The sequence below is a fragment of the Saccharibacillus qingshengii genome, from assembly GCF_013185195.1.
Classification (GTDB): Bacteria; Bacillota; Bacilli; order Paenibacillales; family Paenibacillaceae; genus Saccharibacillus; species Saccharibacillus qingshengii.
On the sequence record NZ_JAAZWC010000002.1, the window covers coordinates 231,919 to 256,327 of the forward strand.

Here is a 24,409-nt window from a genome sequence, read left to right on the forward strand (position 1 = left end):
AGCAAGACGTTTATTGAATCATTCCGATCAGATGCCGTATAGGAGGCCAGATGATGTCCGAAGCCGTTACGCAGTTGACCGAAACTTTGTTCAACCAGCTTCAGAGCGAGACGTTTGCCCTGTTGGCCACTGTAGACGCCGAAACGAACGGTCCGACCTCGACGGCCATTTCCTGGCTGTACGCCTCGAATCCGGGGACTCTCCGTTTTGCGGTCGACCACCGTTCGCGTCTGGTCCACAATATTTTGAACAATCCGAAGGTGACGCTTACGATTTTCGGAGGCGAAAAAGTGTATGCCGTCAACGGAGCCGCGAAGGTCGCCCAAGACCCGCTGCGCGATGTTCCGTTCAAAATGTGCTGTTTCGATGTCGAAGTCGAAGCGGTGCGCAATGCCCTGTTTTATGGAGCGCATCTGTCTTCACCACCCGAATATACCCGTTCGCTCGACCGCTATGCCGCCGAACTGCTCGACGGACAGGTCATGAGCGCCATGAAAAAAGCCTAGCGGTTCGCCGCGGGCTTTTTTTACTCTTTTTTCTTGTTGAAAGGGGGTGGTCGACGGTTTCGATCGGCTCGTTTGAATCGCATTGCGATTCGGGGAAACTTGCGTTCCATTAAGCCTCGGGAGGGATTTCTCGTGAAAAAGCTCTTTGTTCTCGACACCAACGTTCTGCTGCATGATCCCCGCTCCATTTTTTCGTTTCAGGAACATGAAGTGGTGATTCCGGCTACGGTACTGGAAGAAATCGATTCGAAAAAAAGGCTGGCCGACGAAATTGGACGCAATGCCCGAAGTGTATCACGGGAGCTGGACGCGCTGCGCGAACGCGGGCATCTGCATGACGGAGTGGCGCTCGAATCGGGCGGAATTCTCCGGGTTGAACTCAATCACCGCAGCTTCCAGAGCATGCAGGAAAAGTTCGGCGAAATGACGAACGACAACCGCATCCTGGCCGTTGCGCTTAATTATCATAATGAACAGCAGGGTTTACCCGAAAGAGAGGCCAAGCTCGTCGTGATGGTCAGCAAAGACGTTCTCGTTCGCGTCAAAGCCGACGTACTCGGTGTGCTGGCGCAGGATTATATGACGGACCGGGCGGCGGATCCCGACTCGCTGTATCCGGGTTACATGACGCTGCAGGTACCGGATGAAAAAGTGGACCATTTTTACCGGGATAAATATTTGTTCCTCTCCGAAGCCGGAAGCGAAGCCCAAAAACTCTATCCGAACGAATTTGCGATTCTGAAAGACGAAGCGGGCGGCAAATCGGCGCTGGTCAAAGTGAATGCCGAAGCGAAACGGCTTGAACCGCTTTTTCAAGGACATGATCCTGTCTGGGGAATTACGGCTCGCAACGCCCAGCAGCGCATGGCGCTCGAACTGCTGCTGTCGGATGATATTCCGCTCGTCACGATTACCGGCAAAGCGGGCACGGGCAAGACGCTGCTGGCGCTCGCCGCGGCCCTGATGAAAGTCGAAGACGAGCGCAAATACAAAAAGCTGCTCGTCGCGCGTCCCGTCGTTCCAATGGGCAAAGATATCGGCTACCTGCCGGGCGAAAAAGAAGAAAAGCTTCGTCCGTGGATGCAGCCGATCTACGATAATCTGGAGTTTTTGTTCGATACCAAAAGCGCGGGAGACATCGACAAAATCCTTATGGGGCTCGGCAGCATTCAGGTCGAAGCACTGACTTATATCCGCGGACGTTCGATTCCTTCGCAGTTCATCATTATCGACGAAGCGCAGAATCTTTCCCGGCATGAAGTCAAGACGATTATCTCGCGCGCCGGAGAAGGCAGCAAAATGGTCCTCGTCGGCGATCCCGAGCAGATCGATCATCCTTATCTGGACGCGGCGAGCAACGGACTGACCTATGTGGTGGAACAGTTCAAATCGCAGAAGCTTGCCGGACATATCCATCTGGAAAAAGGCGAACGTTCCAAGCTGGCCCAACTGGCAGCCGATCTTCTCTAAACCGAATACGTACAGTAGATTTTGCGGGAATCCGGGTTTTGCTACCGGATTCTTTTTTTGGTTAGAAAAAGGATCGTTTGCTACAATAGGGAAAGCAGGAAACGGAGGGAACAGACTTTGAAGCGAAAAAATCATTTCGTGCTGTTCGGCATATTGCTGCTTGCCCTGATCAATTTGTCGCCGTCTTTGCCGGAGACCTCCATATCGCGATCGCAGCGGGAGCCGGATGGCGAGTCGGCGGCGCTGCGCGGAGGAAAATCGGAACAACCGCTGCGCGAGATCGAAGTCTATACGATGATGGGAACGGAAGAGTTCAAAGCGCTGCAGGCCGTGAACGAAGAATACCAGAGAAGAGCCGGTACGGTGGTCACTTTGGTCAATATCGCACCGGAGCAGGCGTACAAGACGTATCGTACCGCTTATGCATCGGGACGCGAACCCGATGTGCTGATGCTCGATGGCAGCTGGGTCGCGGACCTGGCTTCCGAAGGCAGACTGCTGCCTGCCGATCTATATGAAACGGGCGTTACGTCGGCGGCCGATTCTCTTCCGCTGCCTGCGGCTTCGGTAGAATGGAACGGTTATCGCTGGGCAGTGCCGCTCGATCTCGATCCCTACGGCGCCGTCTGGAGTCCCGAACGATTTACCGGAGAATCCGGCAGACTCCCGGCAGACGACAAGAGCTGGCAGAGTTGGGAGAAAGGCCTGTCCGAAGAAAAGGCTTCGCCGGACGGGATTGCCGGGCCTCAGCCGATCCTTGGGCTTCCCTCGGGAGATGTACGTGCTTTTGCCGCCCTCTTGGCTTTATGGGAAAGTGCCCTGCAGGGAGAAGAAGGCCCCCGGATAGAACGTGCCCTGCAGCGGGCGGAAGCGCTTCGCGGGAGGACCTATTTGAATGATGCGTCCGTGACAGAAGGACATCTGCCTTCGGAACTTCGGGCCAAAGTCGAGTCCGGCGAACTGGATCTGGCTGTCGATCGATTGTCCAGACTGGGCGCCGAGGATTCGCCGGAGTCGCGCGTTGTTCCTCTGACCTCCGCCGCACATACGGCCGTACTGCGCTGCTTCGGCATTTCGGCGAATACGGAACATGCCCGGGAAGCTTCGCTCTGGATCGCTTACCTCGCCGGACATGAAGCGCAAAGCGGCTGGTATGCCGCTACCGGACGTCTGCCCGTTCTGCGTTCGGTTTACGACGGGTCCGCCAGTGCAGAACTGCTGCGCTGGCTGCCCAACCCTGCGGCCGAACGTTCGGCGGGCGCGGAAGCCGGAGCGGCAAACCCCAAAAAGGCGCCTGCACGGGAAATCGCCTGGAGCCGTTCGCTCGACCGGTTCTATGAAGGGAAACTTGGCGCGGGTCAGCTTGCCGCTTATTTACAGCCGTAATGCCGTCGTCCCCTTCCTCCTTTTTCCGAAAAAAAACTCTGCCGCATGCGGCAGAGTTTTTTTTCGGAAAAGAGGCGAAGCGGATAAACCTTTCGGTCAGAGAAGCAGCTGCAGGACGATTTGGAGATGGCCGTCGACCATTTCGACCTCGCGCACTTCAACCGGAGCCACCTGTTGGGGATAGAATCCCAGATCGTATTTCTGCTCCAATTCTTTGCGGGTGCTGCCCGGCAGTTCCAGACCGTTAAATACCAGATTGTCCACGTGGAACAGAACCGCATTCTGGGGCTCGGTTTCCAGGGTGTATCGGCCTTCGATCCGCAGCGACAAACGGTCCCGTTTGCCTTCGGCAATCACCCGTCCGTTTTCGAAAGTGAAAGAAAAATTTTCGAAATCGGCATTGCGCGAGCGCAGAAAGTCGTTGAGTTCGGTATCGGTCAGTTTGATTGTATAGCGCGTACCGAGTCCGGACACTTTCATTTTTCCGCTTTTTTGCAGAAAATCAGGGAGTTCGTTGCTGGCTGCGGCAAGCTCGGCGAAATATTCGTCCACTTCGTACAGGCCTACATTGTTCCAATACACATTCAATTCTTCGGCAAGCCGGTTCAGACTGCTTGGATCATCGCTGGCCAGAAGGCCGGAATCGATATCTTTCTGCAGAGTGCGCAGACGAAGCCGCTGCTCTTCGATGCCGAGCCTGACTTCTTCCAGACGCGCCGAGTTCGCCGCAAGATCGCCGCGCCGGGCTTCCAGCGTATCCGTATCTTTGCGAAAACCGAGCAGCAGTTCCTCGTCGTGCCGAACCGCAAGGCGGTAATAAGCGAAGAGCCGGTTGAAATCTCCCAGAGATCTTGCATTGAGCAGGGACAAGAAGATCGGCCGCTGGCTCTGCATGTACTGGGCGCGGACTATACTGCCGCTGCGCTCCCTGTTCTCTGCAATCCGGCTTTCCAACTGCTTGATTTCAACGTTCAGAAGTTCGCCCTGACGGGCCAGTTCCTGCTGTTCGCCGACGATCCGTTCGGTGTCCCGCTCCAGTTCGTTCAGCGACAACGTATCCTGCAGCAGCTTGCGCTGCTCGGGCGTCCATTCTTCGGCGGAGGTTTGCGCCAGGGCGGAGCCGGCGGCGGAAACGAACACAAGCAATGCCGCAAGCAGACTTAGGTAGACACGTTTCGACACCGCATATTCCCCGCTTCCCTTATTTTTCTGGTTTATTTTCAAACTTTCGTGTCCGGCATTTTCGGAATTCTTTCCCTGTGCTAAAATGAAACTCCCCAAGCTGTATCAAAAGCGGCGGGGCAGCGAGAAAAGTGGATAAATCGACTGCTTTTTTCGGCGATAACGCAGAATCAGGTTTGATTTAATTATAAGGCTTTGAAGCCGCGAACGTAAACCATAGGGCCATGGAGGAATAAACGTGAATATCGAAGTGATCGGAGGCGGCGCATTGGGGCTTCTTTTTGCCGCCGGAGCCGCTCTCGGAGGAGCGGATACCGTCTTGTATGCCCGAACGGACGCACAGGCAAGAACGATTGCCGACCGGGGCATCTCCTGGAGTCAAGGCGGGCAGGAAGAAACGCAGCGGCGGATCCGCACAAATCTTGAAGCCCGGCCGATAAGCGCCTTCGGCGGATCGGGTCGCGGGAAGTGCGAAGAACGCTGGATCCTCCTGGCCGTCAAACAAAAAGATCTCAGTCCTTCGTTCATCGCCCGTTTGACTTCCGGCGTGTACGAAGGTGACCGAGTGCTCTGCCTGCAAAACGGGATCGGACATCTGGAGCGGCTGGCCGAAGCGCTGCCTCAAGCGGCGATCTATGCGGCGATTACGACAGAAGGGGCGCGCCGGCCGGAACCGGATACCGTGGTGCGCGCCGGTTTGGGCTCGACCGTATTCGGGATACCGGGTTCTCCGGCAGAGCCGGGAGAGTATCGGAACGAGGCGGAGAAAAAGTTGGCGGAGACTTTCCAAGCGGGAGGATTGGCGCTCTCGGCGTCGAATGAAATCGAAACCGCCATTTACAGAAAATTGGTTATCAATGCCGTAATCAATCCGTTGACCGCCATATGGCGAATCGAAAACGGACGGCTGCCGGAGAGTTTGGTCCGCATCGACTTCATGCGCAAACTGTTCGACGAGACGCTTGGGGTGTACAGCGCGGCAGGAGTTCCTGCATCGGAAGAATGGTGGGAAGAACTTCTCGGCGTCTGCCGCTCGACCGCGCTCAACCGGTCTTCGATGCTGGAAGATGTATCCCGGGGAAGAGAGACGGAAGCGAAATGGATCGGCGGAGGAATCGCTGCACTTGCCCGGCGTTCGGGAACCGAAGCGCCCCTGAACGAAATGTTGGTCCATATGATTGAAGGCATGCGCTGAAACCGTTGATGCCCGGATACGGCGGCTTACGCTGCAAAACTTTGCCGGAAAAGGAGACTTGGTATGCTCGAAACGGTATCCGCTTTTCTGATTACACTCTGCGTGCTGCCTTTTTTGCCGTTTGTGCTCGTGTATGGCGCAGGTCTGCTGCGCAAAGAGAAAAGAGGGCTCTCGTTTCGCCGGGCCATGGATCTGACCACGCCTTTTCTGATCATTGCCGTATCTGCTTTGTACAACTATATTTTTGGTTCTTCTTTTGGTTTTTATCTGATTATGCTGATTTTGATCGTGCTTGCCGGACTGCTCGGCAGTATGCAGAACCGCAAACGCGGCCGCGTGGAACCCGGCCGTTTGTTCAAAGGTCTTTGGCGAATGTCTTTTCTGATATTGGTTCCTTTGTACCTGATTCTCGGAATAAGCGGATTTATTGTACATTTCGTAAATACCTAACATGAATATGGTACATAGTCGGCTAAATCGCTTAAAAAGAGCTTTGTTATAGGGTTTTGACCGGCGGTCAAGACAGAAAATATGACAGAAAACGATTTAAATCTGAAAAAAACCGTAAGATTCTGAAAAAAGGTTATAGATTTTTTTTGCGGTGGGGGGTATAATCAATAAAAAAATTAATCTTTTTTTAGGGGGAAAGTTGCAGGATGAAAAAGAAAAGCTGGATGTTGCTTCTTACGCTGGTTCTTGTAATCGGCACGGTTCTCGCAGGCTGCGGAAGCGCCGACGAGAAAACGACCACGGACACGGGTACAAAGACCGAGACCGGCACGACCGATGAAGGAACGGCCACTGAGCCCGCGGCTGATGCAAACTTGGCGGCTGACCAGACTCTGCACCTGAACCTCAGTGCAGAACCGCCGACACTTGATCCGGCACAAGCACAAGACAGCCAGGCCAATACGGCACTGCGCTTCATGTATGAAGGTCTCGCTACAATCGGCGAAGACGGTCAACCGAAAGAAGGAGCAGCCGAAAGCTGGGAAGTCTCCGAAGACGGCCTGACTTACACATTCAAAATGCGTCAAGGCGCAACTTGGAGCAACGGCGATCCTGTAACAGCGAACGACTTCGTATACGCTTGGGAGCGCGCGCTGAGCCCGGAAACTGTTCCGGCTCCGGTATACGCGTACCAACTGTACTACATCAAAGGTGCTGAAGAATTCAACACCGGCAAAACAAAAGACTTCTCGACTGTAGGCGTTCAAGCGGTCGACGAAAACACACTGAAAGTTACCCTCACGAACCCGACTCCTTACTTCTTGGGTCTGACTTCGTTCTACACGTACTATCCGGTTCACAAAGCAACGGTTGAAGCCGGCGAAGCTTGGGCAACAGATCCAGCTACAATGGTTACAAACGGACCGTTCACACTGACGACATGGACTCCGGGTTCGGAACTGTCCTGGACGAAAAACGACAAGTATTGGGACGCAGCGAACATCAAGCTGACTAACGTTACCGCTACTGTCGTAAACAGCGGCGCTACCGAAACCGCTTCGTACCAAGGCGGCGAAATCGATTATGCCGGCGCACCTACCGGCGAAATCCCAACCGACCAAATTCAACCGCTCTCCGAGCAGTTGAAAGACGAGTTCAAACTGACAGACATCGCTTCGACGTACTACTACGAGTTCAACACCAAAGAAAAACCGTTCAACAATGCTAAGATCCGTAAAGCCTTTGCAATGGCTATTGATCGTCAATCGCTGATCGACAACGTAACCAAAGCAGGTCAAACACCGGCTTACGGTTTCGTACCGACTTCGATTGCCGGACTGAACAACCAATCGTTCCGCGACGAGCATCCGGACAGCGAATACTTCAAGGAAGATATGGCACAAGCCAAAACTATGCTTGAAGAAGGCATGAAAGAAGAAGGGTACACTACACTTCCTCCAATCACGCTGCTCTACAACACAAGCGAAAACCACCAAAAGCTGGCTCTGGCCGTAGCTGATATGTGGAAAAAGAACCTTGGCGTAGAGATCCAAACGAAAAACGAAGAATGGTCCGTATTCCTGGAAAGCAGAAAAACAGGCAACTTCCAAGTTGCACGTGCAGGCTGGTCGGCCGACTATAACGATCCGATGACTTACATGGATATGTTCGTAAGCGGCGGTGGCAATAACAACACGGGTTATGCAGACAAAGCTTACGACGCTCTGATCGACGGCGCTTACAAAGGCGGTAACGATCCGGAGAAACGTATGCAGGATATGGCTGCAGCCGAAAAACTGCTTATCCAAGACAACATGGTTATCATGCCTGTCTACTACTACACGCAAGCATCGCTCACCAAGCCTTACCTGAAAGGTGTAACGACTGACTTCTCCGGCGCAATCAACTTCACACGCGCTTACCTGGAAGAACACTAGGATTCACGGTTAGAAGCGATTATGACCAAAGCTAAATAAAGGCTCGGGATATATGTGGGTTCCCATATATATCCCGATTTTTTTGCATGTTCGTCAAACTTCCATTTTTGCTCTTGCTTAACCAGTAAATAGGGTTGAATATAATGGATATGCAACTATACATTTCGAATCACATTTTAAGCAGGATCAGAATGAAGGAGGAGAGGTTCGCAAATGGCACGGTATGTAACCAGCAAACTTCTATATACGCTGCTCTCGCTGTTTATTTTGATAACAGCGACATTTTTCTTGATGAAAGCCATCCCGGGCGATCCGTTTATGTCCGAAAAAGAAGTGCCTGCTCCAATCCGCGCGCGTCTTGAAGCGCAGTACGGTCTCGATAAGCCTCTTATGACCCAGTACGTCAATTATTTGGGCAATATCGTTCAGGGCGACCTGGGTATCTCCATGAAAAAACTCAATCAGGAAGTGTCCCATATCATCGGCCAGACATTCGGCGTTTCGCTGCGCCTGGGTCTGATTGCCGTGGTTGTGTCGACCATTGTCGGCGTGGCGCTCGGCCTGCTGGCCGCTTTGTATCACCGCAAGTTTATAGACAGTACGGTTATGGTTCTGGCTGTCGTAGGCATTGCGGTACCGAGCTTCGTGCTTGCTTCACTCCTGCAGTACGCATTGGGCCTGAAGCTCGGTTGGTTCCCGATTACCGGTCTCAAGTCTTCGCTGGGGTATGTGCTGCCGGTTATCGCTCTTTCGGCGAACCCGATTGCCTATATCGCGCGTCTGACCCGTTCGAGCATGCTTGAAGTGCTGCACGCCGATTACATCAAAACGGCCAAAGCCAAAGGTTTGAAATGGCCGGCCATTCTCTGGAAACACGTAATCCGCAACGGCATTCTGCCGGTCGTCACTTATGTAGGTCCGATGACAGCCAACGTAATTACGGGCTCGGTTGTCGTGGAACGGATCTTCGGCATCGGCGGGATCGGCAAAGTATTCGTAGACAGTATCTCAAACCGCGATTATACGATGATTATGGGGATTACGCTGTTCTACGGCATTATCCTGATGTTGGCACGCTTCATTACCGATATCGTTTACGTCCTCGTTGATCCGCGTATCAAACTCACATCGGGCAAGGAGGGCTAATCAAGTGTCTAACGAAAACAAACTAAATAAACAGCCTCTTCCCGCTTTGACGGCGGCGGATTTCGAGTCTGTTAATGTCAATGAACGCGAATCGGAAGTCATCAAACGCGAGAGCCTGACGGCTTGGCGCGATACCTGGGAACGTCTGCGCAGCAACAAGGTCGCCATGAGCGGACTGGTTGCGCTGGTCGTCATCATTATTGCTTCCATCTTCGGACCTTGGATCGCTTATTGGGTACACGGCTACGATTACCAGACAACCGATCTGATGGCAACCAACAAAAAGCCTTCGGCACTGCACTGGTTCGGTACGGACGATCTGGGCCGGGATATGTTTGTCAGAACCTGGTCGGGTGCCCGCATCTCCTTGATCGTCGGCGTCGCTGCGGCGCTGATCGACCTGCTGATCGGCGTTATCTACGGCGGCATCATGGGCTACTTCGGCGGCCGCGTCGATACGATCATGAACAAATTTTCCGAGATTCTGTATGCTATTCCTTACCTGCTCGTTACAATCCTGCTGCTCGTCGTATTCAAGCCAAGTTTGGGCACGATCATTCTGGCGCTGACGATTACGGGTTGGATCAATATGTCGTGGATTGTCCGCGGCGAGATCATGAAATTGAAAAACCGCGAATACGTATTGGCTTCCCGTTCCATGGGTGCCGGTACGGGCAGACTGCTGTTCCGTCACCTGCTGCCTAACGCAAGCGGCCCGATCATCGTAACGCTGACGCTGTCGGTTCCGAACGCGATCTTCGCCGAGTCGTTCCTGAGCTTCCTCGGTCTGGGCGTACAAGCTCCGATCTCCTCGCTGGGTTCGATGGTCGAGAACGCGCTTACCGGCTGGATGTTCTATCCTTGGCGGATGCTGTTCCCGGCAATTCTGATCAGTGTGATCATGCTGGCGTTCAACCTGCTCGGAGACGGACTGCGCGATGCGCTGGATCCTTCGCTTAAAAACAAATAACTCGCAGATTTCAAAGTAAAGGAGGCGTCAGCCATGAAAGCAGAACTCGGCAAAAACCTGATCGAGGTTGAAGGTCTGAAGAAATATTTTAATGTAGGAAGCGGCAAAGTGCTCAAAGCGGTCGACAACCTGAACTTCTTTATCCGCGAAGGCGAAACGCTTGGCATGGTCGGCGAATCCGGCTGCGGAAAATCGACGGCGGGACGCACCATTCTCCGGCTGTACGAGCCTACTGCGGGAAGCGTGAAATTCAACGGTACGGACATCTACAAACTTTCCCCGAACAAAATGAAAGCCATGCGCCGCGACATGCAGATGATCTTCCAGGATCCTTATGCTTCGCTGAATCCGCGCTTCACGGTATCGGATATTATCGGAGAAGCCCTGGATATCCACAAAATGGCGGGCAGCGGCGGCGAACGCAAAAAGCGGATCGAAGAACTGCTCGATCTGGTCGGGCTGAATACCGACCATGCGACGCGTTATCCGCACGAATTCTCGGGCGGCCAGCGCCAGCGGATCGGGATTGCCCGCGCGCTTGCGGTCAACCCGAAATTTATCATCTGCGACGAACCGATCTCGGCGCTTGACGTTTCGATCCAGGCGCAGGTTGTCAACTTGCTGCAGGAACTTCAGGAACGTCTCGGCCTGACCTACCTGTTCATCGCGCACGATCTGTCGATGGTCAAGCACATCAGCGACCGGGTAGCGGTTATGTATTACGGCAAAATGGTCGAGTTGGCGGACAGCGAAGAACTGTACAGCAATCCGATTCACCCGTACACCAAGTCGCTGCTGTCCGCGATTCCGATCGCGGATCCGGAAATCGAGTCGCAGAAAAAGCGGATTCTGCTGTCGGCCGAAGGCGGCGGCCCGATCCGTTCGGCGGGCGAGGCTTCCGAAGAGAGCACGCTGGTCGAAGTATCCCCGGGACACTGGGTTGCAACTCCGTACTGAACCTTATCATCAAGCGAAAAGGCTTTGAAGGGAACGATTGAACGTTCGATCTTCCCTCCAATGCCGGACTTCCTCCGTGTTCAACCGGAAGAAGGTCGCCGTCTTTCCGAAGCGAACCAGGCTCGGGAAGGCGGCGTTTTGCTTTTTGCGGCATCGGGCTTTATGTCGGATCGGATGAAAGTTATTTTGACGGTTTGAGAACGATTGGGTACAATCAAGAAGGGTTTAAGCAGAACGCAGACAGGAGGCAAGGCCAGACATGAATGTCATTCCGCAGGCGCTTCGCAAGGGTTCGGCCTTGGGAGAAGATTATGTGCGCGATCAACACGCGCGTGAATTATACGAATACGATTTAGAAGACGTCCAGGCGCTTCAGCGGAGGGCCGAATGGTTGGATGCTCCGCACAGGCCGCAGGCCGACCGTCAGGCGCTTGTCGAAGTGCTGGGCGCCTATAATGCCAAATACAATGACCACTCCGCCGTAAGCCGCTCGCTGGAGAAGCTTCGAAGCGTGGAGACGCTTGTCGTGGTGGGCGGCCAGCAGAGCGGATTGTTTACCGGTTCACTGCTTGTCGTCTATAAAGCGGCGACGATAGTCCATGCGGCAAGAGCCGCTTCGGAACGTCTCGGACGCGAGGTCGTACCGGTGTTCTGGATTGCGGGCGAAGATCACGACTGGGATGAAGCGGATCATACGTATGTGCTGACGCCCGAACTTGAAGTTCGGCGTCTGCGTATGGAAGCCTGGCATGACGGACGTTCGTCGGTCAGTGAAGTTGCCGTGCCAACCGAGAAGTGGACAGAAGCCATCGCGGAATTGGAACAGCATCTTGCCGATTCGGCATTCAAAAGCGAGATTTTGGAGCTGCTGCGAAAAGAACTGCCTCATTCATTCAGCCTGAGCGAAGGGTTCGCCCGTTTGATCGGCCGGCTGTTCGGTCATTACGGCCTGGTGCTGGTCGATTCGGCCGATCCGGAGCTGCGCCGGGTGGAGAGCCCGATGTTCCGGCAGCTGATCGAACAAAACGACGAATTCGAAGCCGCTTATCTCAAAGCGGCGGACCGTATTGAAGAAGCGGGCTATGAGCAGCAGGCGCAGGCCGTCGAAGGTGCGGCGAACCTGTTCTATATCCACGAAGGCCAGCGGCTGCTGCTGTATAAGCAGGGCGACAAGTTCGCCGACCGCCGCGGCACCGTTATTTTTTCCAAGGAAGAACTGCTGGAACGTCTGGAGCGATGTCCGGCCTGTTTCAGCAATAACGTCTTGACCCGTCCCTTGATGCAGGATTATTTATTCCCGGTGCTGCAGGCGGTACTGGGGCTCGGCGAAGTGGCTTATTGGGCCGGAACCAAAGACGGATTCGAAGCGGCCGGTATGCAGATGCCGATTCTGCTGCCGCGCATGTCGTTTACGCTGCTCGATCCGACCACCCAAAAGCATATGGAACTGTACAACCTCAGCTTTGAAGATGTGATGGAACGGTTCGACAGCCGCAAAGAAGCCTGGCTGGCCGAGCAGGACAAGCTGGGTACGGATGAGTTGTTCGAGCGGACAAAAGCCGATTTCCAGCAGCTTTACGCACCTGTCATCGAGCGGATCGGCGAACTTCAGCCCGGTTTGGCCGCTCTCGGCGAAACCAATCGCAGCCGGATCGTCGAGCAGATTTCCTTTTTGCAGGAGAAGACCCGCCAGACGATCGCCCGGCAGAACGAAGCGGAACTGCGCCGCTGGGACCGCATCTACAAGACGCTGTTTCCGCTGGATCGGCCGCAAGAACGCGTGTACACGGTCTTTTATATGCTCAACCGTTACGGAATGGACTGGATCGATTCGCTGATGAAGATCGAACCGGATCTGAAGGGCGGACACCGCATTATCGAAGCCTGAACGGACTGAAGCCGCAGATCGGCGGAAACACACAATCGGAGCGGAGGAATTTATATGAGTTCGTTGGCCAAACAAAACAGTATCATCGCAGATATCAATCTGGCACCGGAAGGGCGCCTGAAGATCGACTGGGTATCGGCGCATATGCCGGTACTGAACCGGATTCGGGAACAATTTGAGCGCGAACAGCCTTTTAAAGGACTGAAAGTGTCGGTATGCCTGCATTTGGAAGCAAAAACGGCGTATCTGGCCAAAGTCATTCAGGCGGGCGGAGCGGAAGTGACCATTACCGGCAGCAATCCGCTGTCGACCCAAGACGATGTCTGCGCCGCGCTGGTGGAAGACGGCATTACCGTATACGCCAAATACCAGCCGGCTCCCCGCGAACTCAAAGCCCTGAATATCAAAGCGCTGGAAGCCAAACCGGATCTTATCATCGACGACGGCGGAGACCTTGCGACTATTCTGCACGGAGAACGTCCGGATCTGCTGGCCACGATCCGCGGCGGCGCGGAGGAAACGACCACCGGTATTATCAAACTGCGTTCGCTCGAAAACGAAGGCACGCTCAAACTGCCGATGATCGGCGTCAATGACGCTTTTTGCAAATCGCTGTTCGACAACCGTTACGGAACAGGCCAATCGGCCTGGGACGGAATCATGCGTACGACCAATCTCATGGTGGCCGGCAAAACGGTGGTTGTGGTCGGCTACGGCTGGTGCGGCAAAGGGATGGCGATGCGGGCGCGGGGACTGGGTGCCAACGTCATCGTCACCGAAATCGATCCGATCAAAGCGGTAGAAGCGCATATGGAAGGGTTCCGTGTAATGTCGATGCTGGAAGCGGCGCCGCTCGGCGACTTCTTTATTACCGTGACCGGAAACAAGGCGGTAATTGCGGGCGAACATTTCGACGTCATGAAAGACGGAGCCATTCTCTCGAATGCCGGACACTTCGATGTGGAAGTCAGCAAGCCGGATATGGAAGAACGGTCCGAGTCGATCCGTACGGTACGCAAGAATATCGAAGAGTATCAGTTTAAGGACGGACGCAAGATGTATCTGCTGGCCGAAGGCCGTCTGGTCAATCTGGGCGCGGCAGACGGACATCCGGCCGAGATCATGGATATGACTTTCGCGCTTCAGGCGCTGTCGCTGCGTTACGTCAATGAACATTACGAAGAAATCGGCCCCCATATGATCAAGCTGCCGTACGAACTGGACGAGCAGGTTGCCCGCTACAAATTGGAGAGCCTGGGGATCCGGATCGACGAATTGAGCGATATGCAGAAGACTTATCTGCAAAGCTGGAACGTATAAGGTTTCGTTTTAAGAAAGCGGCAGGCCGTTTATCCCGGACAGATCGGGAGAAATCGGCCTGTTTTTTTGCGGAAAAGGGAGAATAGAACCGGAAAAAACGCAAAATCGGGCGAAAAAACGTGAAATTTGCAGAAGGACTTTGATTTCGTACGTCGAATCTATTATGCTGTAAGTGGTGGAAAGTGGTATGAAGTGGAGGAATACGGGCGAGGAGTGGGTCAAGCGATGTTTATGGGCGAATACAAACATAACATCGATGACAAAGGCCGTCTGATCATGCCGGCCAAATTCCGTGAAAAGCTGGGCACGGCCTGCATCGTTACGCGGGGACTCGACCAGTGCCTTTTTGTTTACTCCGAGCAGGAATGGGAACTTCTTGAACGCAAGCTGGCTAATCTGCCCTTGATGAAAGCCGACGCGCGCGCCTTTACCCGTTTTTTCTTCTCGGGAGCGGCGGAATGCGAATGGGACAAACAAGGACGGGCCCAACTGCCCGCCAATTTGCGGGAGTATGCGCAGTTGGACAAAGAATGCGTCGTGATTGGCGCAGGAAGCCGGGTAGAGATTTGGAGCCGGGACAATTGGGACCGCTACTATAAGCAGTCGGAAGAGTCTTTCGGCGAGATTGCGGAGAAGCTTTCCGATTTCGACATCGACTTTTAACAGGAATATCCAATAATTCGACAAGGTACGTTTGGGGGATACGAGATTGTTTCATCACATTACAGTGCTTAAGGAAGAAGCGGTCGAAGGCTTGAATATCAAGCCGGACGGCATTTATGTCGACTGCACGCTGGGCGGAGCCGGACACAGTTCGCTGATCGCTTCCAAGCTTGGCGAAGGCGGCAGACTGATTGCGCTGGACCAGGACGATTGGGCGCTTGATCACGCACGCGAGAAGCTGTCTGCCTACGCGGATCGCGTAACGCTCGTCAAGACCAACTTCCGCGAGCTGGAAAATGCGCTGCGCGAAGCGGGCGTTCCGCAAGACGAAGACGGCATACCGAAAGTCGACGGCTTTTTGTTCGACCTCGGCGTATCTTCGCCGCAGTTTGACGAAGGTTCCCGGGGATTCAGCTACAATCACGAAGCTCCGCTCGATATGAGAATGGACCAGTCGTCGGAACTGACGGCAAGAACGATCATCAACGAATGGCCGGAAGAAGAAATTACCCGCATTTTGTACCGCTACGGCGAAGAGAAGTTTTCCCGCCGGATCGCAGGCAAAATCGGACAGCATCGCGCCAAGCAGCCGATCGAGACGACGACCGAGCTTGCGGAGATTATCAAGGAAGGCATTCCGGCCGCGGCCAGAAGAACAGGCGGCCATCCGGCCAAACGGAGCTTCCAGGCGCTTCGCATCGCGGTAAACGATGAGCTCTCCGCGTTCGAAGATGCGCTGCATGCCGCGGTTCGCTGCACAGCGATGGGCGGGCGGATCAGCGTCATTACTTTCCATTCGCTCGAAGACCGGATCTGTAAACAGATTTTGCTGGGTTATACGGGCAAAAACGTCGCTCCGCCGGGCTTCCCGGTCGAAGTGTACGAAGGTCCCAACAGTATCAAGTTAATCAACCGCAAACCTGCGCTGCCGACCGAAGAGGAGATCGAGCAAAATCCACGGGCGCGTTCGGCCAAGCTGCGGGTAGCGGAGAAAACGAAATAATTCCAGGAAGAGGAGATTGATCAATGGCACAGACACGCGGAAATCTGGCAATCCGGGAACAGGAGAAGCAGCAGACCTCACAGCAGTACCGGCAAAAGACGACGGTTGTGACCCGCCGGGTCGAGCTCCCAATGCGGGAAAAAATGCTTTATTTGACCAGTGTTCTTATTGCGGTCGCTCTGTGCAGCATCGTCGCTTGGCGGTATGTACATATCTACGATCTGAACCATCAAATCGCAACGGTTCAGAGCGAGACGAATCAGATCAAAAAAGATATCGCACAAGCGGAACGGGACAAGCAGGTGCTGCGTCAGGCGATCGTGCCTACGGCGCTTGCCCAGGGCCTTATTCAGGCGACGGACCACGAACCGATCTTTGTCGACCGCCGCAGCGGTGAAGAAACCAAGCCGGACGCGAACAATTAGACGTGGATAGGAAAAGCTGCGGCGCCGCTTGGCGTCCGGCCCCGCGCCAAGGCGCGGAAGGAAACGGGCAGGAGGTTCCAACGCCATGCTGACAAAAAGAGTGAAAATGCGTACGCTTTTAATCGGAGGGGTAGTCACCCTCTTTTTTCTCGTTCTGGTCGGCCGGATCTTTTTTCTTCAGGTCGTGCAGGGGAATTTCTGGCATGCCACAGCCGTGGAGCAGTGGTCGGCTTCCAAAGTGCTGCGTGCGGAACGGGGAGCCATTACGGATCGCAACGGCAAAGAACTGGCTGTCGATTCGCCTGCTTATTCGGTCGTGGTAGAACCCAATATCATCAATCAGCGCGGCACGGCAGATGAAGTGGTTGAGATTCTGCACGATAAGCTGGGCGTAGACGAATCCAAGCTGCGTGAGCTCGTGTCGCGCACCTATGAGAAAGACAGCGAGGAAGGCAGCTACAAAAAAGGCGATTACAGCGTATGGGTCGAAGTCCGTCCTCAAGGCTGGAAGATCGACGGAGATCTCAAAGCCGAGATCGAAACGGAGATTGTCTCGCTGCGCAAAGAAAAAGGGTTGAACAAAACAGCCGATATCGGCATCGTATTCGACGATCAGATCAAGCGCTTCTATCCGCAGCATACGCTGGCGGCAAACGTGCTCGGTTTCGTCGACAACGACGGCAAGCCGAAATACGGCATTGAGTCCTATTTCGAGAAAGACCTGCAGGGCATCGACGGGAAAATAGCGTACCAAAGAGATGCCAAAGGCGTCGAGCTGCCGGATGCCAAAAGCAAAATCGTAGCGCCGAAAGACGGGACTTCCATCCAACTGACGATCGACAGTACGATCCAGTATTATGCGGAGCAGGCAGCGAAGAAAGTTTTTGAGAAATACCAGCCTAAAAGCGTATCTGTCATCGCTGCCGATCCGAACACTATGGATATTTTGGCAATGGTCAATATGCCGACATTCGATCCGAATAGTTACTCGGACACGAAAGCGCTGGAAGATTTCAACAACCTAGCTGTAACCGCCATGTACGAGCCTGGATCGACATTCAAGATCGTGACGTTGTCCGCAGCTGTACAGGAAGGGAAATTCGATCCCAATGCGCAGTATGAGTCGGGAGCCATCAAGATCGGCAATCGAACTATACATGATGTCAGCCGCGGCTTAGGAACTATTTCTTATCTTGAAGGTTTGAAGCGCTCGAGTAACGTTGCTTTTGTCAAGCTGGGGATGCAGATGGTCGGAACTAAAAAATTAACCGAATATATCAAAAATTTCGGTTTTGGCGAAAAAACGGATATTGAGCTTCCCGGCGAATTGGCCGGTACGATGGATGTGACAGAAAAAAGCCCTGCAGGCGATCAGGCTTCAATCACATTTGGACATAATGTTGCTGTTACACCTATTCAACAAATTGCAGCTATTTCCGCTGTTGCAAACGGAGGTCATCTGCTTAAACCGCATATCATCAAATCGAAAAGCAATCCTTTGACCGGCGAAGTACAGAAGATGAACGATGTGGTTAAAGTACGGGACGTGATTACACCGGAAACGGCGAGAGCCGTCAGCGGTTATCTGGAGCAGGTAGTATCGGACCTGGATCATGGAACAGGACGTAATGCATATATTCCGGGATATCGTGTCGCAGGTAAAACAGGGACGGCAGAAAAAACAGGTACAGGCAATACAAACGGGAATCAGAGTAATTATGATAAAACACGCTCTGTTGTTTCATTTGTGGGGTATGCACCGGCTGACAATCCCAAAATCGCAATCTTTTTCATGGTTGACGAACCTAATGACGTGCATGCGGGAGGCGGCTCGGTAGCGGCTCCTTATGCCAAAGAAGTTTTGTCGCAAACCCTGGAATACATGGGAGTTCCGAAGAAGTTCTCCGATACCGAAATCCAGAGCGAAAGCGAGAACAAGGAAAGCGGAGACACGCTGCTCAAAGTCACCGCTCCCAATCTGGTCAAAATGAATATTCAAGACGCAAAAGACAAGCTGCTGGACGAAGGTCTCGCCTACGAACAGATTGGCGCCGGCAAGGCGGTACTGGAACAGTATCCGGCTGCAGGCAGCGCCATGTACGCGGGGCAGAAAATTTATTTGTTGACCGAGAACAAGGAAGAGATGAACGTGCCCGATCTGACCGGCTTGTCGCTGCGCGATGCGGTGGATATTCTGGCTCTGCTGGACGTGTCGATCAGCACCAAAGGATCGGGCTACGTAGCTTCGCAAAAGCTGACCAAAGATACCGAAGGCAACCGGGTCGTCGTTCTGGCGCTCAAGTCGGCGGAATCTACGGTAACCGGGAAAGACGATCCGGATTTTGAAGATCTCACGATCGGCGGCGAGGCGGTAGCCGAGGATCCGGATACCGATGCCGAGACCACGGAACCGCAGGTCGAAGGCGGAACGGTGGCTCCGGTCGATCCGGCACCGGAAAGCGACGCCGCCCCGCTCAACTAAGGCGACAGCACAGCCCGGGCCTGCCATTGGCAGGCTCGGGCGTTTTGCGGCCCGGGCATGAAGAGATCCGATCGACAACGACTACAATTACAAAGGAGAGAGCAAAATGATGCGACTGCAGGAATTGGCGGCCCAGCTGCTGACCGCCCGATTGATAGGCAGCGGGGAAACGGAATGTACAGGAATCGAGATCGACTCGCGAAAGGTCGCCGCAGGCGATCTCTTCATTTGTCTGCCTGGATTTACGGTGGACGGACACGATTATGCGAAGCAGGCCGAAGAACGCGGGGCGGCGGCTCTTGTGGTTGAGCGGAAACTTGATACGGATCTGCCCCAACTGCTCGTACGCGACAGCCGGACAGCCATGGCCGTACTGGCCAATGTGTTCTTCGATGAACCGAGCCGCAGAATGCGGATGATCGGCGTGACCGGAACAAACGGCAAAACGACCACAACCTATCTGATCGAACGGATCATGCAGGACCATGGAGTCAAAACGGGCTTGATCGGCACGATCCAGATGCGTTACGACGGTGAAACGTTCCCGATGTCGGGCACTACGCCGGAATCGCTTGGGCTGCAGCGCTCCCTGGCGGATATGGCCGGACGCGGAGTGGAATGCTGCATCATGGAAGTTTCTTCGCATGCTCTGGAACAGGGCCGCGTCAAAGGTACGGATTACCGTACGGCGGTCTTTACCAACCTCACCCAGGATCATCTGGATTATCATCATTCCATGGAAGAATACCGGGCCGCCAAAGGACTGTTTTTCTCCCGGTTGGGCAATGCACTGCCGACCGATTCGTCGCAGCGCAAATATGCCGTGCTGAATGTGGACGATGAAGCTTCGGCGGAATATGCCAAAGTAACGGCGGCCGAAGTGGTGACTTACGGCGTCGAGCGCGACTGCGATGTGCGGGCTTCGGCGATCAAGATCACAGCGCAGGGCACTTTCTTCCATGTCGATACATTCAGGGGTTCCGCGGACATTCAACTGCGGATGGTCGGCAAGTTTAATGTATACAATGCGCTGGCGGCCGTAACGGCAGCCTTGATCGAAGGCGTGGAACTGCCGGACATCAAAAACAGTCTGGAAGCGGTAGCCGGCGTCGCCGGACGCGTCGAGGCCGTAGATGCCGGACAGCCTTTCGCCATTATCGTGGATTACGCCCATACGCCGGACGGACTGGAAAATGTACTGCGCACCGTAGTCGAGTTCGCGGAGAAGCGGGTGCTGTGCGTATTTGGATGCGGCGGCGACCGCGATCGGACCAAGCGTCCGATTATGGGCCGTATTGCCGTCAAATACACCGATCTGGCTTTTGTGACTTCGGATAATCCGCGTACGGAAGATCCCGATGCCATTCTGCGGGATATCGAAGCGGGACTGCTGGAAGACGGAGTGGATCCGAGCCGTTATACGCTGGTCGTGGACCGGGCGGAAGCGATCCGCCAGGCCGTAGCGGAAGCGCAGCCCGGCGATGTGGTTCTGATTGCGGGCAAAGGCCATGAAACGTACCAGTTGGTCGGCAAACAAGTGCTGGACTTCGACGATCGGATCGTCGCGGCGGAAGCGGTAAGGGGAGTCGCGAAGTGATCGAACGGACACTCGGCCAGATCGCCGACATGTGTGGAGGGCGTCTGATCGGAACCGCCTCCGCGCAGGAACCCATCCAGGGAGTCGTGATCGACTCCCGAAAGCTCGTCGAACGCTGTCTGTTCGTTCCGCTGGGCGGAGCGAACGTGGACGGTCATGAATTTGTAGAAGGCGCCTTGCAGGCCGGAGCGGTAGCATCCTTTTGGCAAAAAGACCGCGCAAATGCTCCGGCAGGAAACCTGATCGAAGTGGACGATGTGCTGGAAGCCCTTCAGACGCTCGCCGGCGCCTATCTGCAGGCCAGCGGCGCCAAAGTTGTCGGCATTACCGGCAGCAACGGAAAGACCACGACCAAAGACATGGTGTTTTCGCTGCTGAACACTTCGCTGCGCGTGCATAAAACGCAGGGGAACTTCAATAATCATCTGGGTCTGCCGCTTACGCTGCTGCAGATGCCGGAAGATACGCAGGTTGTCGTTCTGGAAATGGGCATGAGCGATCTGGGCGAGATTGCGAAACTCGCGCAAATCGCGCCGCCGGATGTAGCGATCGTTACGAACATCGGCGAGTCGCATCTGCTGAATCTCGGCAGCCGCGAGAATATTGCGCGCGCGAAGCTGGAGATCGCTTCGGGAGCCAAGCCCGGCGCCCTGCTGATCTACAACGGGGACGAGCCGCTGATTCCTCCGATTCTGGAAGAACTCGCAGACAGCCTGCCGGCAGGCCTGCGGACGTTCACTTTCGGTCTGGGAGCAGACAATGACGATTATCCACTTGGCCTGATGCAGGTGAGCGGCGGGATGACTTTCTCGGCCCACAGCGAAGAAGACATCGGGTTCTCGCTGCCCGTGCCGGGCAGTCATAACGTAACCAATGCTCTGGCTGCCCTGGCGGCGGCGCGCGAATTCGGTATCGACGCTTCTCGGATGCAAGAAGGCCTGGCCCATCTGCAGCTGACGGGAATGCGTATCGAGCGCTTGACGAGCGTGTCGGGGCTGACCATTTTGAACGATGCCTACAATTCCAGCCCGACTTCGGCACGTGCAGCGATCGACGTGCTTCAGGGACTTGCCGGCTGCGCTTCGAAAGTGCTGGTACTTGGCGATATGCTCGAACTTGGACCGGAAGAACAGGCGTACCATCGCGAAATCGGCCGTTATGCCGCACGGGCGGGATTCGACGCGATCTACGCCTACGGCCCGCTGTCGGCGTATGCCGCGGAAGGCGCACGGGAAACGCCGACAGCGGGCAGCGTTTATGCGTTTACGGACAAAGCGGCAATGATCGCACATCTGCAGGCTTCGCTGAAGCCCGAAGATGCGGTGCTTTTCAAAGCTTCGCGGGGAATGCGGCTGGAAGAAGCGGCTTATGCGCTGCGTGACGCGACTTTGACCGGGGAAAACGGAGCTTGAGCGGATTATGGACTTACAACTGCTCTTTCTGACCGCCGCCGTTTCTTTTGTTCTTGCCCTGCTGGCCGGGCCTTTGTGCATTCCGCTGCTGCAGCGTCTGAAGTTCGGGCAGCAGGTACGCGGGGAAGGACCGCAGGCCCATCTCAAAAAGGCGGGTACGCCGACTATGGGCGGAATCGTCATTCTGCTTGCTTTTACACTGGCGTTCGCCAAGTTTTCCGTCGTCAATACCGAGTTTTATGTCGTGCTGACGGCAACGTTGGGGTTTGGACTGATTGGCCTGCTGGACGATTGGTTCAAAATTGCCAAAAGGCGCTCCATGGGCCTGACGTCGCTGCAAAAACTGGCCGGCCAGCTTTTTTTCTCGGCGATTGTCTGTGCGCTTCTGATCCGTTCGGGGCACGGCACGGGCTTGTCGGTTCCGGGAACTTCGATCGTTTTTGATGGAGGAGCCGGGTTCTACTATCCGTTTATCGTCATCATGCTGCTGGCCATTTCCAATGCGGTCAACTTTACTGACGGTGTAGATGGCCTGCTGTCTTCGGTCAGCGCACCCGCGTTCGGCGCTTATGCGCTGATCGCGATGCAGGCGACACAGTTTCCCGCGGCGCTTGGATCTTCCGCAATGGCCGGAGCGGTCCTTGGTTTTCTGGTTTATAACGCGCATCCGGCCAAAGTGTTTATGGGCGACACAGGCTCGCTCGGGATCGGCGGAGCGCTTGGCGCCGTAGCGATTCTGACGAAGCAGGAGCTGCTGTTTCTGCTGATCGGCGGAGTCTTCGTGATCGAGATGCTGTCCGTCGTTCTCCAGGTACTCTCGTTCAAAACGCGCGGCAAACGGATATTCAAAATGAGTCCGATTCATCATCACTATGAGCTGTCCGGCTGGTCGGAGTGGCGGATTGTCGCCGTTTTCTTCGGCGTCTCCCTGATTCTGGCCGCGCTCGGACTGTATCTCGGCAAGGGGTTGTAGAGACATGGAACATCCAGAAAAGTACGCGAACCGCGAAGTCGTCGTGCTGGGCTTGGCCCGCAGCGGCGTATCCGCAGCCAAAACGATGCACGCTTTCGGCGCGAAAGTGACGGTTAATGACCGGAAAACCCGCGAAGAAAGTCCCGAAGCGTCCGTATTGGAAGAAATGGGCATCCCGGTGATCTGCGGCGGTCATCCCGACGATCTGATTCATCCCGGGGTTTCCCTGGTAATTAAGAATCCGGGCATTCCTTATTCTTCGCCTCCCGTGGCTGCGGCTCTTGAGCTCGGGATCGAAGTCGTAACCGAAGTCGAAGTGGCTTACCACCTGTCGGCCGCTCCGATGATCGGCATCACCGGTTCGAACGGCAAAACGACGACGACAACCTGGATCGGCACCATGCTGGAAGCGGCGGGATTGAAGCCGATCGTAGCCGGCAATATCGGCACGCCGCTCTGCGACGCTTCGCTCGAAGCGGATGCCGACAATTGGCTGGTCGTCGAACTCAGCAGCTTTCAGCTCAAAGGAACGCGCGACTTCGCGCCGAGAATCGCCTGCCTGCTGAACGTGGCGGAAACGCATCTGGACTACCACGGTTCGATGGAAGATTACTCTTCTTCCAAAGCGAAGATTTTTGCGAACCAGACGCCGGAAGATACGAGTATCGTCAACTGGGACGACCCGTTCTGCCGCGAATTGGTGCCTTATCTCAAAGGAAGCGTGCTTCCTTTCTCGATGACGGAAGAATTGGTGCTTGAAGGCGTGTATGCGAGCCCCGCTTATCCGGGGAACGGGGAATCCGATTCGGTCGACCGCCATATCGTGTATCGCGATGCCGCGGGAATCGTGCACAACATTGTCCGCACGTCCGAGATCTCTATTCTGGGCACCTACAACGTGGCCAATGCCATGGCGGCTTGTGCCGCGGCGATTGCGGCGGGCGTCAGCCCTTCTGCGCTCCGAGAGCCCCTTGTGTCTTTCCGTGGAGTCGAGCATCGCCTGGAAGCATTGGGAGAAGTGGACGGGATTTTCTATTACAACAATTCGAAAGCGACCAATTCCATAGCGACGCTGTCGGCGTTGGCCGAGTTCGAACGGCCCGTTGTGCTGATTGCGGGCGGACTCGACCGGGGTTCCGATTACGAAGAGCTTCTGCCGGGCCTGCAGTCGAAAGTAAAAGCGCTGGTGACGCTCGGAGAGACTCGTGAAGTCATCGCGGGCGTTGCGCGCCGGGCGGGGCTGGAAAAGGTGGCGATCGTCGAACCGGAGGCCGATGCGGCGGATACGCTCCGGACCGCCGTACGCGAAGCGCAGCGCTTGGCGGAAGCCGGAGACGCGGTACTGCTGTCTCCGTCCTGCGCAAGCTGGGACATGTTCGCTTCGTTCGAAGAGCGGGGCCGAGTGTTCAAAGAAGCGGTTCGTTCGACATCCGAATAGACGGGGAGG

Annotated in this window: 20 protein-coding genes; 19 read left to right on the forward strand and 1 reads right to left on the reverse strand. The window is 54.9% G+C overall.

All coding sequences use genetic code 11. The annotated features are described in order from the left end of the window. Positions 1-53: 53 nt before the first annotated feature. From HRQ60_RS02900 to HRQ60_RS02910, 3 genes are all read left to right on the forward strand, one after another. Complete coding sequence (locus HRQ60_RS02900) at positions 54-506, forward strand: pyridoxamine 5'-phosphate oxidase family protein (protein ID WP_172194230.1); 453 nt, start codon at positions 54-56, stop codon at positions 504-506. 132 nt (positions 507-638) lie between these two features. Further along, positions 639-1,976 carry a PhoH family protein gene (locus HRQ60_RS02905; protein WP_172194129.1) on the forward strand — a complete coding sequence of 446 codons (1,338 nt, stop codon included), beginning with the start codon at positions 639-641 and terminating at the stop codon, positions 1,974-1,976. Between the two features lie 117 nt (positions 1,977-2,093). Continuing rightward, positions 2,094-3,362 (forward strand): ABC transporter substrate-binding protein, encoded by a 1,269-nt coding sequence (locus tag HRQ60_RS02910; RefSeq protein ID WP_172194130.1) that lies wholly within the window; start codon positions 2,094-2,096, stop codon positions 3,360-3,362. Between the two features lie 96 nt (positions 3,363-3,458). Here the strand turns inward: HRQ60_RS02910 and HRQ60_RS02915 are convergent, their stop codons facing one another. Beyond that, a complete protein-coding gene (locus tag HRQ60_RS02915; RefSeq protein WP_172194131.1) occupies positions 3,459-4,544 on the reverse strand; it encodes a hypothetical protein in 1,086 nt (361 codons plus the stop codon). A gap of 238 nt (positions 4,545-4,782) precedes the next feature. On the opposite strand from HRQ60_RS02915, the gene HRQ60_RS02920 reads away from it, so the two are divergent. The 16 genes from HRQ60_RS02920 (at position 4,783) to murD (ending at position 24,400) form a co-directional block, all read left to right on the forward strand. Next, positions 4,783-5,739, forward strand: coding sequence for a 2-dehydropantoate 2-reductase (locus HRQ60_RS02920; protein WP_172194132.1), 957 nt, complete (start codon positions 4,783-4,785; stop codon positions 5,737-5,739). Positions 5,740-5,802: 63 nt separating this feature from the next. Next, entirely contained in the window at positions 5,803-6,189 is a 387-nt protein-coding gene (locus HRQ60_RS02925; protein WP_172194133.1) for a DUF3397 domain-containing protein, read from the forward strand. Between the two features lie 206 nt (positions 6,190-6,395). Beyond that, entirely contained in the window at positions 6,396-8,126 is a 1,731-nt protein-coding gene (locus tag HRQ60_RS02930) for a peptide ABC transporter substrate-binding protein (RefSeq protein ID WP_172194134.1), read from the forward strand. Positions 8,127-8,339: 213 nt separating this feature from the next. Then, positions 8,340-9,272, forward strand: coding sequence for an ABC transporter permease (locus HRQ60_RS02935; RefSeq protein WP_172194135.1), 933 nt, complete (start codon positions 8,340-8,342; stop codon positions 9,270-9,272). Between the two features lie 4 nt (positions 9,273-9,276). Then, the gene (locus tag HRQ60_RS02940) at positions 9,277-10,242 is read left to right on the forward strand and encodes an ABC transporter permease (protein WP_343044597.1); all 966 of its coding nucleotides are present in this window, start codon (positions 9,277-9,279) and stop codon (positions 10,240-10,242) included. Positions 10,243-10,275: 33 nt separating this feature from the next. Continuing rightward, the gene (locus tag HRQ60_RS02945; RefSeq protein ID WP_172194136.1) at positions 10,276-11,199 is read left to right on the forward strand and encodes an ABC transporter ATP-binding protein; all 924 of its coding nucleotides are present in this window, start codon (positions 10,276-10,278) and stop codon (positions 11,197-11,199) included. Positions 11,200-11,458: 259 nt separating this feature from the next. Further along, positions 11,459-13,087: a bacillithiol biosynthesis cysteine-adding enzyme BshC gene (bshC, locus tag HRQ60_RS02950; RefSeq protein ID WP_172194137.1), complete on the forward strand. Its 1,629-nt coding sequence runs from the start codon at positions 11,459-11,461 to the stop codon at positions 13,085-13,087. A 54-nt stretch (positions 13,088-13,141) separates the two neighbouring features. Continuing rightward, on the forward strand, positions 13,142-14,407 hold the full coding sequence (locus HRQ60_RS02955) for an adenosylhomocysteinase (protein ID WP_172194138.1): 1,266 nt from the start codon (positions 13,142-13,144) through the stop codon (positions 14,405-14,407). Positions 14,408-14,632: 225 nt separating this feature from the next. Beyond that, positions 14,633-15,070: a division/cell wall cluster transcriptional repressor MraZ gene (gene mraZ, locus HRQ60_RS02960; protein ID WP_172194139.1), complete on the forward strand. Its 438-nt coding sequence runs from the start codon at positions 14,633-14,635 to the stop codon at positions 15,068-15,070. Positions 15,071-15,116: 46 nt separating this feature from the next. Next, positions 15,117-16,073: a 16S rRNA (cytosine(1402)-N(4))-methyltransferase RsmH gene (gene rsmH, locus HRQ60_RS02965; RefSeq protein WP_172194140.1), complete on the forward strand. Its 957-nt coding sequence runs from the start codon at positions 15,117-15,119 to the stop codon at positions 16,071-16,073. Between the two features lie 23 nt (positions 16,074-16,096). Further along, positions 16,097-16,498: a hypothetical protein gene (locus tag HRQ60_RS02970; RefSeq protein WP_172194141.1), complete on the forward strand. Its 402-nt coding sequence runs from the start codon at positions 16,097-16,099 to the stop codon at positions 16,496-16,498. An 85-nt stretch (positions 16,499-16,583) separates the two neighbouring features. Beyond that, positions 16,584-18,980 carry a penicillin-binding transpeptidase domain-containing protein gene (locus HRQ60_RS02975; RefSeq protein ID WP_172194142.1) on the forward strand — a complete coding sequence of 799 codons (2,397 nt, stop codon included), beginning with the start codon at positions 16,584-16,586 and terminating at the stop codon, positions 18,978-18,980. A 109-nt stretch (positions 18,981-19,089) separates the two neighbouring features. Beyond that, complete coding sequence (locus HRQ60_RS02980; RefSeq protein ID WP_172194232.1) at positions 19,090-20,577, forward strand: UDP-N-acetylmuramoyl-L-alanyl-D-glutamate--2,6-diaminopimelate ligase; 1,488 nt, start codon at positions 19,090-19,092, stop codon at positions 20,575-20,577. Then, on the forward strand, positions 20,577-21,989 hold the full coding sequence (locus HRQ60_RS02985; RefSeq protein WP_172194233.1) for a UDP-N-acetylmuramoyl-tripeptide--D-alanyl-D-alanine ligase: 1,413 nt from the start codon (positions 20,577-20,579) through the stop codon (positions 21,987-21,989). The genes HRQ60_RS02980 and HRQ60_RS02985 overlap by 1 nt, the downstream gene beginning before the upstream one ends. A gap of 7 nt (positions 21,990-21,996) precedes the next feature. Continuing rightward, on the forward strand, positions 21,997-22,962 hold the full coding sequence (mraY, locus tag HRQ60_RS02990) for a phospho-N-acetylmuramoyl-pentapeptide-transferase (RefSeq protein WP_172194143.1): 966 nt from the start codon (positions 21,997-21,999) through the stop codon (positions 22,960-22,962). 4 nt (positions 22,963-22,966) lie between these two features. Further along, positions 22,967-24,400 (forward strand): UDP-N-acetylmuramoyl-L-alanine--D-glutamate ligase, encoded by a 1,434-nt coding sequence (murD, locus tag HRQ60_RS02995; protein ID WP_172194144.1) that lies wholly within the window; start codon positions 22,967-22,969, stop codon positions 24,398-24,400. Positions 24,401-24,409: the final 9 nt, after the last annotated feature.